This window comes from Sphingopyxis lindanitolerans (assembly GCF_002993885.1).
Lineage (GTDB): Bacteria > Pseudomonadota > Alphaproteobacteria > Sphingomonadales > Sphingomonadaceae > Sphingopyxis > Sphingopyxis lindanitolerans.
Map to the genome: position 1 here is coordinate 326,814 of NZ_CM009578.1, position 13,774 is coordinate 340,587.

Genomic DNA, 13,774 nt, shown 5'->3' on the forward strand with positions numbered 1-13,774 from the left:
CCGATTCTAGCGCCGAGGCGTCAACTGTCGGTTAATTTTACACTCGCCTTCTCCCTATCGGGCAACGCCCGGCGGTCAAGCGGCGGAAGGGGGTGCGATAGCGAAAGGCGGCCTACTCTCCCTCGTCACCCCGGACTTGATCGGGGGTCCCGCTATCGGGGATAAAGCGGTCGATGCGTCGAAAAAGCGGAATCCCGGGTCAAGCCCGGGATGACGAAGGGAGGCCGCGATGACAAAGGTCGGAGGGCCGGTTTCGACCGATTGCTGCCGTGGCCGCAAAGCGGCTTTGATCCAGATTCGCGCAGAGGCGCAGAGATCGCAGAGGGACCAGGTTCACGCGGAGACGCGGAGACGCGGAGAGAAGCTATTTGCCGCGAAGCGGCCTTCCCTGCGACCTCGCGTTGCAGCGGACGGTGCAACAGAAAAGGGCCTTTCGGCCCCATCCTCTCCGCGCCTCCGCGTCTCCGCGTGAACAAATGTCTTTCCTCCGCGATCTCTGCGCCTCTGCGCGAATTTCTCGATATGCCAGGTTTCGACCGATTGCGGACGCTGCCGCGTCGGCTTTGGCTGATTTCAAGAGCAGGGCCGGCACAGATAAGGCGATGGTGAGCAACGAAGAACTTGTGCCGGACTCGCCAAGGAGACAGATCTATGGAGACGCAGTTAGGGGCGACGGGTCCGAACCGGTTCAGTCGGCGCTCGGCAATTTCCAGGCGATCCGGATCCTGAGATCACGACCTACGGCGTCACGCCCATCTATTGTCTTGGGACCTAAGCGCATCGTCGAGGCGAGTTGGTAGGTCGAAAAGCGGAAATCCTCGATCAAGTCAGCCGTCTGATCGCCGGCATCGGCGGGTCGGAGCGCAATTTGGCCCGGGTCGCGGCAAAGCAGGCTGAAATCCGCCTCGATCCGACAGGTCATGCGTATCTCCGCCTCAACGGAATTGCGCAGGGCGAGAGTCGGATAAAGCATCCCCATCAGGCGACCGTCCGGCGGCCGCGTAATCGTTACCTGCAGCGTGCCCAGTGATTCCCCGGGCGTAAATGGCGGGCGCGCATCAGTCGGCGATATTGTCTCCTCGAAAATACGGATAGCGAACATGCTTTTGCTGTCGGGACGAGGTGTGACCCGCACCGCATTCATTCGCTGCGATGCAGCGAAATAAAGGGCGGCCTCGGCCGGGTCATCCGACGGAAAGGCCTTTTCATAAGCGCTGCGAGCCGCCACCCAATCGATCGTCTTCTTCCCCGGCGCGATAAACGACTCTGGAACGCAGGCGCCCGGCACTCCGACTTCGGTAAGTACGATGCAGGCGACCCGTACGCGGTGCGGTTCGGAAGGTTTTATGATGAAATGGTCCCATGTTTCCGCGCGGACTGAAGCGCTGACGGGTATCTGAATGTCCGCTGGCCCCACTGTGGTATAATCGATTGGGATAGCATTCATTCCGGGATCATCTGAAACTGGTTCGGTTGCCGCTGCCAACAAGACGATGAAAGTCAGCATGGTTTTTCCTCCTCGGCGCCAAGGAGCCCGCTATCGGGTCTTGATATCTATAAGACAACCTACAGATCAGCGAATTGGGTGACAGCGACCGTGCGGGTGTGACCCTCCTACGTAAGCGCTTCGCGCTGTTCCTTTTGCTCCAGTCGGAAGAATCCAACGGCCGCTTCCCACCCCAAAACCGCCCTTCCAGCAACCCCAGGGCCCATTCCACCCGTCATGGAACAGCCCTAATCCCCCGCGAAGTCGAATGCGCTGACCCCGCGCTCACCCTCCCGAAAGCGCAGCGGACGGCCCAGCGGGGGCATCGAGCGCTGGATGCAGCCGGTGCGGGTGCAGCGCCGACAGCCGAGCCCGACCGGCGTCGCGAAGGAGCGCATCAGGTCGATCCCGCGCGCCGCGATCAACGGCGCCGCGACTTTCGCATCGACCCCGATGCAGACCACGAAGCGGGCGGGCGTGCCGCTTCCCGTCGCGCCGGGCGCCGCGACCGATCGCGCCTGGCTGAACCAGCGCGACCCGTCCTCCAGCTCGACGAGGTCGGCGACGACTTCGCCCGGACGCGCGAACGCCTCGTGCACGCCCCACAAGGGGCAGCGCGCGTCGCCGTCGACCAGCGGCGACTGGCTCGCCCCGGCATAGCGCTTCGACCCCTGCCCCGCGCGGTCGATCCGCAACATGAAAAAGGGCAGCCCGCGCGCGCCGACGCGCTGGAGCGTCGTCAGCCGGTGCGCGACCTGTTCATAGCCCGCGCCGAAACGGCGCTGGAGCAGCAGCAAATCATAGCCCGTCGCATCGCAGGCGCGCAGGAAGCGGCTGTAGGGCATCATCAGCGCGGCGGCGAAATATTGGATCAAATGGCGCTCGAACAATCGCGCGGCGGCGCTCTCGGCAAATTCGGCCCCGGCGACGAGCGCGTCGATCTCGCCCTTCGCCTCGATCTGCGCGAGGGTGGCTGCCGCCTGGAAGGTGCGCGAGGCGGGACGGAGCAGTTCGCTCAGCATAAGTTGCCGCGCGTGCCAGTCGAGCCAGCGCAGCCGGTCGGGCATCACGTCGCTCGGCAATATGCGGATGCCAAGCTGGTGCCGCGTGCGCAAACGCTCTGAAATCGTGCCATAAAGATCGCCGCCCGCGAGGCGCAGTTCGTCGGCGAGTTCCTCGGCGCGCGCGTCGAGGTCGGGGAAATGGTTGCGCCATTTCTCGATCGCGCGGCGCACGGCGGCAACTTCGGGCGCGTCGCCTGCCACTTCCGCGCGTCCTTCGGGCGCCGCATCGAACAGCCGCGCAAAGGCCGCCGCGGTCGCGGGCGCGGTCTGCACCCACTCCTCGACCTCGTGCGCGCCGATGCCAAGGTCGGCGAAGCGCGGATCGGCAAGCCGCCGCCGCAGCCCCGCGAGCCCGCCGGGCAATTCGTCGGCACCCAGCTTCGCGGCGTCGAAGCCGAAGCGCTCGGCCAGCCGCACGATCACCGTCGCGGAGAGCGGCCGCTGCCCATGCTCGATCAGGTTGAGATAGCTCGGCGAAATATCGAGCGCCTCGGCCATCGCCGCCTGCGTCATCCCCGCCTCGCGCCGCGCCTTGCGCACCGCCGGCCCCGCAAACACTCGCCGCTCCACCATGTTGTAACTTTCTTTACTGATTTACATGTCAATTTACACCTTATCGGCATATTTCACAAATATTATTGACAAAGCCTTTCCCTTTGCGCGGCACTTTCGCCAACTTCCGTCCATCACCTCATTCCACAAGGAACCGAACGATGGGCTACCAGGAAGACATGGCACAGGCAGGCCGCCTCATCCGCGACTATGACGGCACCTGGGACGGCATCAGCGGCGAAAGCATCGCCCGCATGCGCGCCCAGAACAAATTCCGCACCGGCCTCGACATCGCCCGCTACACCGCACGCATCATGCGCGCCGACATGGCCGCCTATGACGCCGACCCCGCGAACTACACCCAGTCGCTCGGCTGCTGGCACGGCTTCATCGCGCAGCAGAAGATGATCTCGATCAAAAAGCATTTCGGGACCGTCAAGGGCCGCTACATCTATCTCTCGGGCTGGATGGTCGCCGCGCTGCGCAGCGAATTCGGGCCGCTTCCCGACCAGTCGATGCACGAAAAGACCAGCGTTCCGGCGCTGATCGAGGAAATCTATACCTTCCTGCGCCAGGCCGACGCCCGCGAACTCGGCGGACTGTTCCGCGACCTCGACGCCGCGCGCGCCGATGGCGACGAACTCAAGGCCAAGCAGGTGCAGGCCGCGATCGACAATCACGAAACCCATGTCGTGCCGATCATCGCCGACATCGACGCGGGCTTCGGCAACGCCGAGGCGACCTATCTGCTCGCCAAAAAGATGATCGAGGCCGGCGCCTGCGCGCTCCAGATCGAAAACCAGGTGTCGGACGAAAAGCAGTGCGGCCACCAGGACGGCAAGGTCACCGTGCCGCACGAGGATTTCATCGCGAAAATCCGCGCCTGCCGCTACGCCTTCATGGAACTCGGCGTCGAGGACGGCATCATCGTCACCCGCACCGACAGCCTCGGCGCGGGCCTGACCAAGCAGATCGCCGTTTCGAAGGAACCCGGCGACCTCGGCGACCAGTATAACAGCTTCCTCGATTGCGAAGAGGTCGACGGCGCGGGCAACCCCGGCGACGTCCTGATCAACCGCGACGGCAAGCTGGTGCGCCCGAAGCGGCTGCCCTCGAACCTCTATCAGTTCCGCGCCGGAACGGGCGAGGATCGCTGCGTCATGGACTGCATCGCGAGCCTTCAGAACGGCGCCGACCTGCTCTGGATCGAAACCGAAAAGCCGCATATCGACCAGATCGCCGGCATGGTCGACCGCATCCGCGAAGTCGTCCCCAACGCGAAGCTCGCCTATAATAATTCACCGAGCTTCAACTGGACGCTGAACTTCCGTCAGCAGGTGTATGATGCGTGGGTGAAGGACGGCAAGGACGTCAGCGCCTATGATCGCGACCGGCTGATGAACGTCGATTATGACGGCACCGAACTCGGTGACGAGGCCGACGACCGCATCCGCAGCTTCCAGCGCGACGCGGCGAAGCGGGCGGGGATTTTCCACCACCTCATCACTCTGCCGACCTATCACACCGCGGCGCTGTCGACCGACAATCTCGCCAAGGAATATTTCGGCGAAGAGGCGATGCTGGGTTACGTCAAGGGCGTCCAGCGCGCCGAAATCCGCCAGGGCATCGCCTGCGTGAAGCACCAGAATATGTCGGGCAGCGACATCGGCGACGACCACAAGGAATATTTCGCCGGCGAAGCGGCCCTCAAGGCCGCGGGCAAGGACAACACCATGAACCAGTTCGCGGCCTAAGGGCCGGACAAGTTCGGCGCGAGGGGCCCGTTGCACCCCCTCGCGCCACCCAGTTTGGCGTGGGGTGCCTTGCACGAACCCCCGCGCCTCCCGAGCTTTCCTGGGGAGGAAAGCCTGTCCGTCGGAAGCCGCAAGGCCTCCGGCGGACATTTTTATCGAGGCGGCGGAAAGGAAAAGTTGGACGCATGACTAGTTTTTCCCTTGCCCCGCTGCCCGTGCCGGTGCATTATGTTGCAACGCACAAAACCTCCCCAAGGCGATTTCAAGATGAGTGACAACCGGCTGAAACTGATGGAAGCGATCGCTCGCCGTCGCCGGATTACCGCGCAGTACAACGGGACGCGCATGACGCTTGCCCCCCACCAACTGTTCGAGCGCCACGGCGCACTGTTCGTCAGCGCATTGAATCTCGGCAAGAACTGGCGCTCCGACAATGAGCGCCGACTCGGTCATTTCAAGCTCGATGGCCTGAGCGCCCCTGAACTCGAAGACGAGGAGTTCGAACCGCTTCCCTCGTTCGAAGCGGCCGCGCCGCGCGACGACGATATCCTGCTGATGGCGGTGTAAGAGGCGGGCGTCGCCGCCCGCCCCTCGCCTTGTTGCCTCAGAGCGCGAGCGCGGGCTGGCGCGACAGGCTTGCCAGCCGTTTCCGGATCGCGAGTTTCAGCGACTTCAATCGCAGCAGCCGGAACGGATCGCTACTGCGGCGGCGCCTCTCGCGACGCAGCGCATCGTCGATCCGGCGATGCCATTCGGTCAGTCGGTAAAATCGGGGATTGAGTGTCATAAAAGGGCCTCCTGATTGAAGAATCAAGCAGGTGACGCCGACGCCACGACCCGCGATTGAGGGGGGAGGTAGGCCGCAAGCATCGGTGTCACCCGATGCGGTCCGACATCACGTGGCGGAATTTCTTCCGCCGACGCCAGAGGGGCCCGGCCCGCATATCCATGATCTAGGATCGGGTGCGGAGCGTTTCAACCCTTTGCCCCCGGCCCGTGCGTCGTGCTAGCCCGGAAAGCCATCGGATGGCCGAAGCGGGGAGAGTGCGCATGACAATATTGATCGACCGCGACGGCCCAGTGACGATCGTCACCATCGACCGGCCCGAAAAGCGGGGCGCGGTCGACCCCGCCACCGCCGCTGCGCTGCGCAATGCGTTCACCGCCTTCGCGAACGACGCCGATGCGCGCGTCGCGATCCTGACCGGCAGCGCGGGGCATTTCTGCGCAGGCTTCGATCTCGGCGCGGTCGGCGCGTCGCGCTACGACCCCGACGGCCCCGGCCCGATGGGGCCGACGCGGATGCTGCTGGGCAAACCGGTGATCGCGGCGGTGGAAGGGCATGCAGTCGCGGGCGGGCTCGAACTCGCATTATGGTGCGACCTGCGCGTCGCAGCGACAAGCGCGGTGTTCGGCGTCTATTGCCGCCGCTGGGGCGTGCCGCTGATCGACGGCGGGACGGTGCGTCTGCCGCGCATCGTCGGACAGGGCCGCGCGATGGACATGATCCTGACCGGCCGTCCCGTCGCCGCCGACGAGGCGCTGCGCATCGGCCTCGCCGACCGGGTCGTCGCCGATGGCGGCGCGCTGGCGGCCGCGATCGACCTGGCAAAGCAGATCGCGGCCTTCCCGCAAATCTGCATGAACAGCGACCGCCTCAGCACCTATCGCCAATGGGATTTCGACATCGAGGGCGCGCTGGTGCACGAAGCGCACGCCGGGGTAGCGCCGCTCCGCGAAGGCGCGGCGGCGGGCGCCAGACGCTTTACCGATGGTGCAGGACGCGGCGGCAGTTTCGCCGCCTTCAAGGGGGAATGACGATGAAGCTATGGATCGCCGCGGCGCTGCTTGCCCTGCCCGCTGTGGGCCATGCGCAAGTATCCGACATTCCGGCCGCCATCTACACCGATCCGGCGCCCGACAAGGTGTATCCGGCGGCGATGGAGGTCGTCCATATTCCCAGCGAGGGGGTGGAAATCAACGGCGTCGTCTATGTCGCGGCGGGCGCCGGGCCGCATCCGACCGTGGTTCTGTGCCACGGCTTGCCGGGACTTGAGAAGAATCTCGACCTCGCGCAGGCGATCCGCCGCGCGGGGTGGACGGTCATCACCTTCAACTATCGCGGTTCGTGGGGCAGCCCCGGCGACTATCGCTTCGCGGGCAATCTCGACGATGCCGACGCGGTGCTCGCCTTCGCGCGCGATCCCGCCAACGCGGCCAAACTGCGGATCGACCCGGCGCGGCTAGTTGTCATCGGCCACAGCATGGGCGGCTGGGTCGCGGCGCTGACCGCGGCGCACGACAAGCATCTGCTCGGCGCCGCGATGATCTCATCGGGCAATATGGGCGCGCTTGGCGGGCTGCCGCGCGCGTCGGCGGCGGCGCTGCTTCGCGCCAACGGCCTCGAAGCGCTCGCGGGTACCAGTCCCGAAATCATGGCGGACGAGATCATCGCCAACAAGGACCGCTTCGACTTCGTCAAGGCCGCGCCGCAACTCCTCGACACCAATTTGTTCGTGCTGACCTCCGACGACGGCTTCGCATCGATGAGCGATACGCTGAGCGGAGCGATCAAGGCGGAGGGCGGCACCAAGCTCAAGACGCTGCACGTTGCGACCGACCATAGCTGGTCCGATGCGCGCATCCGGCTGGAGAGCGAAATCCTGCGGTGGTTGGCGGGGTTGAAGCCTGCTGCGTAGAGCCGGATGTCTGTTTTGGGGTGGAAAGCGGCCGTTGAAGGATGGCGCTGATGTCCCCTCCCGCAAGCGGGAGGGGCAGCGAGACTTGCGAACTTGTTCGCTAGCCGCAGCGGGGTGGGCCATTGCGACGCCGCTGCCCATCCCCAACCCCTCCCGCCTGCGGGAGGGGAGAGCAGCCGTCCGCAATCAGTCGATTGCAGTCTTTAAACCTCGTCATGCTGAACTTGTTTCAGCATCCATGGCCTGAGTTCTCGTCCAGCGCCGCGCTGAAGGAGACGTCCGGCCATGGACCCTGAAACAAGTTCAGGGTGACGAGAATGGAGATGTCGCCTTACGGTCGTTGGCAGACGTAGCGGCTACCCATGCGGGCGGATCAGATATTTCTCGCCGGTCCGCTTTGCATTATAGGCCTGCGCAGTAGCGACATCGAGCGCCCCGGTCAGCGAGGTTTCGTGGCTGTAGTGGCTCTTGAAGGTCGTGGTCAGCTCGTCGACGACGCGCTGGCGCATGCGGCCGACCGTCTCCATCCCCGCCTTCGCCATGAAGGGCGTGAGCAGGAAGCCCGAAAGCGACCAGGTCAGGCCAAAGCTGCGGTTGAGGATCGTCGGGCCAACGTCGAGCCCGCCATAAATATAGACCTGCTTGAACGTGTCCGAGCCATAGCGGCTGTAGGTGGTCATGCGCTTCACCGCCGCCACCTCCATCGCCGCCAATATCTGCCCGGCCAGCTTGCCGCCGCCGATCGCATCGAAACCCAGCGTTGCGCCGGTTTCCGTGATCGCATCGATCAGCCGGTCCATGAAATCATCCGCGCTGCTGTTGACGATATGCTGCGCGCCGAGGCTCTTCAATATCGCAACCTGCGCGTCGCTGCGCACGATGTTGACGAGCGGAATGCCGTCCTTTGCGCAAATCTTGACGAGCATCTGGCCTAGGTTCGATGCCGCGGCGGTGTGGACGATCGCGTTGTGATTTTCCATCCGCATCGTCTCGGTAAAGGCGAGGCTGGTGAGCGGATTGACGAAGCAGGATGCGCCGTCGACCGGGTCGGTGCCGTCGGGCAGCGGCATGACCATCTGCACGGGAAGGCAGCGATATTCGGCGTACATCTCGCCGCCGAGCAGCGCGACGGTCTTGCCGAGCAGCGCCTGCGCCTCGGGCGAGTCCCCGGCCTTGACGACGACGCCGCAGCCTTCGTTGCCGATCGCGAGCGCATCGCCGATCCGCCCGCCCATCGCGCGCATCCCCGCGGGGGGCACGTCGGCGGTGATCATCGGCAGGCCGTCGCGCGTCCCGGCGCGCGCGGTGGTCATGTCGGCGCCGCCGAACAACAGGCCGAGATCGGAGGGGTTGATCGGTGTCGTCAGCACCTTCGCCACCACTTCGTGCGGCTTGGGTTCGGGCATCGGGCGGCGCTCGAAAAAGACTTCGAGCTGCCCTTCGGGCTTCACCAGCGTCACCATGACGGTGTTGGTTTCAGGCAAGTCGGTCATCGCGCGTCTCCCGTTGTTCGGTTTTTCGATGCAACGGATTAGGGTGCGACGGCGACGGTTGCAATGGCCTCTCATACTCTTCGTCATCCCGGCGAAGACCGGGATGACGATTATGGAAGGGGCGCATATTCCGCCGCAAACCGCAGCACCTCTCCAGCAAGCTCCTTCCGGCAGATGAGGAGATCGGGGAGATAGGGGTTGCTGTTATTATACCGCAGCGGCGAACCGTCCACGCGGCTGACATGCAGGCCCGCCGCCTGCGCCACCGCGACGGGGGCGCAATTGTCCCATTCATATTGGCCGCCGGTGTGAAGATAGATATCGGCCTCGCCGCGCACCACCGCCATCGCCTTCGCGCCTGCCGAGCCCATGGGGACAAGGTCGGCGCCGAGCCGTTCGGCGACATGGATCGCCTCGGCGGCGGGGCGGGTGCGGCTGACGAGCATGCGGAGCGGTGCGTTGGCGGGGCCACGCGGGACCGGGTCGGCAGAGGTCAGGGTAACGCCCAGCGCCGGCAGCGCGACCGCGCCGACCGTCGCGGCGCCATCGACCGCCAGCGCGACATGCACCGCCCAATCGTCGCGGCCTTCGCCATATTCGCGTGTGCCGTCGAGCGGATCGACGATCCACACGCGGCGCTCAGCACATCGCGACACATTGTCCTTTTCCTCTTCGGACAGGAGCGCGTCATCGGGGCGTGCGGCGCGAAGTTCGCGGCACAGCAGCGCGTTCGCGGCCTCATCGCCCGCCTTGCCGAGCGCCTTTCCGTCGAGACCGCCGGCGCGCAGGTCGAGCAGGATCGCACCCGCCGCAGTCGCGAGCCGTTCGGCCAGATGATCGTCGGTTTCGGTCATATTATCCCAGCAGGCGATCGACGATCATATCCGCCGCCTGATCGGGCGTCATCGCGGTGGTGTCGATACGGATTTCGGGACTCTCCGGCGCCTCATAGGGGCTGTCGATCCCGGTGAAATTCTTGAGCTGGCCCGCGCGCGCCTTTTTATAGAGGCCCTTGACGTCGCGGCGCTCGGCTTCGGCGAGCGGGGTGTCGATGAAGATCTCGACGAACTCGCCCTCGGGCAGCATCGATCGCACCATGTCGCGTTCGACCTTGAACGGCGAGATGAAGGCGGTGATCACGATCAGCCCGGCATCGGTCATCAGCTTGGCGACCTCGCCGACGCGGCGGATATTCTCGATCCGGTCGGCTTCGGTGAACCCCAGGTCGCGGTTGAGCTCGTGCCGGACATTGTCGCCGTCGAGCAGGAAGCTGTGCCGGTTCATCCGGTGCAGCTTCTTCTCGACCAGATTGGCGATCGTCGACTTGCCCGACCCCGACAGCCCGGTGAACCAGAGCAGCGCGGGCCGCTGATTCTTCAGCCCCGCGCGCATGTCGCGGTCGATGTCGGTCGCCTGCCAATGGACATTCTGCGCGCGGCGGAGGCTGAAGTGCAGCATCCCCGCCGCGACCGTCGCATTGGTCAGCTTGTCGATCAGGATGAAGCCACCGAGCGTGCGATTGTCGGCATAGGATTCGAACACGATCGGCTTGTCGGTCGACAGTTCGACGACGCCGATGCCATTGAGGTCGAGCGTTTTCGCCGCGAGATGATCGAGCGTGTTGACGTTGATCTCATATTTCGGCGCCTGCACCGTCGCCGAAACGCTCTGCGTCGCGAGCTTCAACCAATAGGCGCGGCCCGGAATCATCGCCTCGTCGGCCATCCAGACGAGCGTCGCCTCGAACTGGTCGGCGGCTTGCGGAGGCGCGTCGGCCGCCGCGATCACGTCGCCGCGCGAGCAGTCGATCTCGTCGGCCAGGGTCAATGTCACCGACTGACCCGCGCCCGCCTGGTCGAGGTCGCCGTCCAGCGTGACGATGCGCGCGACGGTCGTCGTCTTGCCGCCCGGCAGGATGCGAACCGGGTCGCCGGGCGCAACACGCCCGCCCGCGATCAGCCCGGAAAATCCCCTGAAATCAAGATCAGGACGATTAACCCATTGAACCGGCATACGAAATTCTTTTTCGATGTCGCTCTGCGCGGCAACTTCGACACCTTCCAGATGCGCGATCAGCGTCGGCCCCTGAAACCAGGCCGTGTTGTCCGAAAGGCCGGTGATATTGTCGCCCTTGAACCCCGAAATCGGAATCGCGGTGAAATGGGTGATCCCGATCTCGCTCGCAAAGGCGCGATAGCTGAGCAGGATACGCTCGAACACCGCCTTGTCGTAATCGACAAGGTCCATCTTGTTCACCGCCAGCACGATATGCTTGATGCCGAGCAGGTGCGCGAGAAAGCTGTGGCGGCGCGTCTGGGTCAGCACGCCCTTGCGCGCGTCGACCAGGATCACCGCCAGGTCGGCGGTTGAGGCGCCGGTGACCATGTTGCGCGTATATTGTTCGTGCCCCGGCGTGTCGGCGACGATGAACTTGCGCTTTTCGGTGGTGAAAAAGCGGTACGCGACGTCGATCGTGATCCCCTGCTCGCGCTCGGCGGCGAGACCGTCGACGAGCAGCGCAAAGTCGATCTCGCCGCCTTGCGTGCCCACCCGCTTGCTGTCGGCTTCGAGCGCGGCAAGCTGGTCCTCGAAGATCATCTTGCTGTCGTAGAGCAGCCGCCCGATCAGCGTCGACTTGCCGTCGTCGACCGATCCGCAGGTGATGAAGCGCAACAGCGATTTCTTCTCATGCTGCGCGAGATAGGCGTCGATATCCTCGGCAATCAGCGCGTCGGTGACATAGATGGGATCGGTCATCAGAAGTATCCCTCCTGCTTCTTCTTCTCCATCGACCCGTCGCCGGCGTCCTTGTCGATCGCCCGGCCCTGGCGCTCACTCGTCGTCGTCAGCAGCATTTCCTGGATGACGTCGGACAAGGTCGCCGCCTCGCTCTCGACCGCGCCGGTCAGCGGGTAACAGCCAAGCGTGCGGAAGCGCACCGAGCGCTCCACCGGCACCTCGCCGGGTCGCAGCGGGAAGCGGTCGTCATCGACCATCAGCAGCAATCCGTCGCGCTCCACCGTCGGACGTCGCGCGGCGAAATAGAGCGGGACGATCGGGATATTCTCGCGCGCGATATATTGCCAGATGTCGAGTTCGGTCCAGTTCGAGATCGGAAAAACGCGGATGCTCTCGCCTTTCGCCTTGCGCGCGTTGTAGAGGTTCCACAGTTCGGGCCGCTGCTGCTTCGGGTCCCAGCCGTGCGAGGCGGTGCGGAAGGAGAAGATGCGTTCCTTCGCGCGGCTCTTTTCCTCGTCGCGCCGCGCACCGCCGAAGGCGACGTCGAAACCGTGAAGGTCGAGCGCCTGCTTCAACCCCTCGGTCTTCCACATATCGGTGTGCAAGGGCCCGTGATCGAACGGATTGATCCCGCGCTCCTTGGCTTCGGGGTTCTGATAGACGAGCAATTCCATGCCGCTCTCGCGCGCCATGCGGTCGCGCAACTCGTACATCGCCCGGAATTTCCACGTCGTATCGACATGGAGCAGCGGAAACGGCGGCGGCGAAGGATAAAAGGCCTTGCGCGCCAGATGCAGCATCACCGCGCTGTCCTTGCCGACGCTGTACAGCATCACAGGCCGCGCGGCGTCGGCCATCACTTCGCGCATGATATGAATGCTCTCGGCCTCCAGCCGGTCGAGATGGGTCAGCGTATCGGTCATGTCCTGCCCTTGCCGCCGCGCCGCGCGGCGGGCAAGCTGTATGGGCTTTTGGCGCTGCAAGCCAGACTTGTGAGGCGCAGGCTCATGCCGCGGCATCGACCTTCAGCCGCTGCCAGTCGGCCGCGATCGCGCCGATCGTTTCGAATGCATGGGCCAGCCGTGGCGCGACCTCGGACAGCCCGCTCCATGCAGGATCGACGACCAGCCCCAGCGCGCGGTGGAAATCATAGCCCGCGACCTTCAGCGGGACGATGCCGTCGATTGCGAGCGACACCGGCGCGGTGGTGATTCCGATTCCCGCCGCGACCATGCGCAGGCAGCGTTCGTCGCTTTCGCTGCGCAGCGCAAAGCGTGGGCGAACCCCGTGGCGCGTGAAGAAACGGCTCGTCGCGTCGAGAAATTCGCACGACCGCCGCGCGATCATCGTTTCGGCGGCGAGTTCCTCGGGGTCGACTTCGATCCGTCCCGCGAGCGGATGATCCGACGCGATGAACATCGCCAGCGGTTCGGCATAGAGCGGTCGCACATGGTCGCCGCACTCATCCGACCGCAGCGCGAGCAGCGCCATGTGGATGCGGCCGCTGCCGAGCGCGGCGCGCAGTTCGGAATCGCTGTTTTCGACAAGCTCGATCGAAAAACCCGGTCGCAGCGCCGCGACGATCGCCTGCAACAATTCACCCGGCGCCGACCGGATGACCCCGAATTTGAGCTCGCTCGCCTGCCGCTGGTCGTCGCGGCCGAAACCGTCGGCGGCGCGAAAGCCGCGCTCGAGATCGCGCGCGATGGGCAGGAAGCCGCCGCCCGCCTCGGTCAGCCGGATCTGGCGGCGGTTGCGGATGAACAGCGGCGTGCCGACCAACCGTTCCAGCTCGGCGATCCCGGTCGAGAGCGCCGGCTGGGTGACGCGGATGCGGTGCGCCGCCTGGGTGAAGCTGCCGGCATCGACGACGGCGAGAAACTGACGGATATGAGCGCGCTTTATCATCAATTTTTCTTATGATGAATCTACTTTCATTTCAATTTCCATATGTCGGAAATTTGATGCACTATCGCGGCACCGCCCT

Annotated in this window: 12 protein-coding genes; 4 read left to right on the forward strand and 8 right to left on the reverse strand. The window is 64.7% G+C overall.

Annotated elements, in window-relative coordinates; genetic code table 11:
• Window positions 1-688: 688 nt before the first annotated feature.
• Together CVO77_RS01620 and CVO77_RS01625 are read right to left on the reverse strand one after the other, a co-directional pair.
• Window positions 689-1,507, reverse strand: coding sequence for a hypothetical protein (locus CVO77_RS01620; protein WP_105997593.1), 819 nt, complete (start codon window positions 1,505-1,507; stop codon window positions 689-691).
• A 227-nt stretch (window positions 1,508-1,734) separates the two neighbouring features.
• Entirely contained in the window at window positions 1,735-3,123 is a 1,389-nt protein-coding gene (locus CVO77_RS01625) for a helix-turn-helix domain-containing protein (protein WP_105997594.1), read from the reverse strand.
• Between the two features lie 140 nt (window positions 3,124-3,263).
• Here CVO77_RS01625 and CVO77_RS01630 point away from each other — a divergent pair, with 140 nt between their 5' ends.
• Window positions 3,264-4,856, forward strand: coding sequence for an isocitrate lyase (locus CVO77_RS01630; protein ID WP_105997595.1), 1,593 nt, complete (start codon window positions 3,264-3,266; stop codon window positions 4,854-4,856).
• Window positions 4,857-5,123: 267 nt separating this feature from the next.
• The gene (locus CVO77_RS01635) at window positions 5,124-5,423 is read left to right on the forward strand and encodes a WYL domain-containing protein (RefSeq protein ID WP_105997596.1); all 300 of its coding nucleotides are present in this window, start codon (window positions 5,124-5,126) and stop codon (window positions 5,421-5,423) included.
• A 37-nt stretch (window positions 5,424-5,460) separates the two neighbouring features.
• Here CVO77_RS01635 and CVO77_RS01640 read toward each other — a convergent pair whose 3' ends face one another.
• Window positions 5,461-5,643, reverse strand: a complete 183-nt coding sequence (locus tag CVO77_RS01640) for a DUF465 domain-containing protein (RefSeq protein ID WP_105997597.1) — start codon at window positions 5,641-5,643, stop codon at window positions 5,461-5,463.
• A 263-nt stretch (window positions 5,644-5,906) separates the two neighbouring features.
• Here CVO77_RS01640 and CVO77_RS01645 point away from each other — a divergent pair, with 263 nt between their 5' ends.
• Window positions 5,907-6,674: a crotonase/enoyl-CoA hydratase family protein gene (locus tag CVO77_RS01645; RefSeq protein WP_192878853.1), complete on the forward strand. Its 768-nt coding sequence runs from the start codon at window positions 5,907-5,909 to the stop codon at window positions 6,672-6,674.
• A 2-nt stretch (window positions 6,675-6,676) separates the two neighbouring features.
• Window positions 6,677-7,555: an alpha/beta hydrolase family protein gene (locus CVO77_RS01650; protein ID WP_242446064.1), complete on the forward strand. Its 879-nt coding sequence runs from the start codon at window positions 6,677-6,679 to the stop codon at window positions 7,553-7,555.
• Between the two features lie 356 nt (window positions 7,556-7,911).
• On the opposite strand, the gene CVO77_RS01655 is transcribed toward CVO77_RS01650, so the two are convergent.
• From CVO77_RS01655 to CVO77_RS01675, 5 genes are all read right to left on the reverse strand, one after another.
• Window positions 7,912-9,048: a zinc-binding dehydrogenase gene (locus CVO77_RS01655; RefSeq protein ID WP_105997599.1), complete on the reverse strand. Its 1,137-nt coding sequence runs from the start codon at window positions 9,046-9,048 to the stop codon at window positions 7,912-7,914.
• Window positions 9,049-9,158: 110 nt separating this feature from the next.
• The gene (locus CVO77_RS01660; RefSeq protein WP_105997600.1) at window positions 9,159-9,902 is read right to left on the reverse strand and encodes a 3'(2'),5'-bisphosphate nucleotidase CysQ; all 744 of its coding nucleotides are present in this window, start codon (window positions 9,900-9,902) and stop codon (window positions 9,159-9,161) included.
• A 1-nt stretch (window position 9,903) separates the two neighbouring features.
• Window positions 9,904-11,805 carry a sulfate adenylyltransferase subunit CysN gene (gene cysN, locus CVO77_RS01665; RefSeq protein ID WP_105997601.1) on the reverse strand — a complete coding sequence of 634 codons (1,902 nt, stop codon included), beginning with the start codon at window positions 11,803-11,805 and terminating at the stop codon, window positions 9,904-9,906.
• Complete coding sequence (gene cysD, locus CVO77_RS01670) at window positions 11,805-12,806, reverse strand: sulfate adenylyltransferase subunit CysD (protein ID WP_275541962.1); 1,002 nt, start codon at window positions 12,804-12,806, stop codon at window positions 11,805-11,807. The genes cysN and cysD overlap by 1 nt, the downstream gene beginning before the upstream one ends.
• Complete coding sequence (locus CVO77_RS01675) at window positions 12,793-13,695, reverse strand: LysR family transcriptional regulator (RefSeq protein ID WP_105997603.1); 903 nt, start codon at window positions 13,693-13,695, stop codon at window positions 12,793-12,795. The genes cysD and CVO77_RS01675 overlap by 14 nt, the downstream gene beginning before the upstream one ends.
• Window positions 13,696-13,774 lie beyond the last annotated feature (79 nt).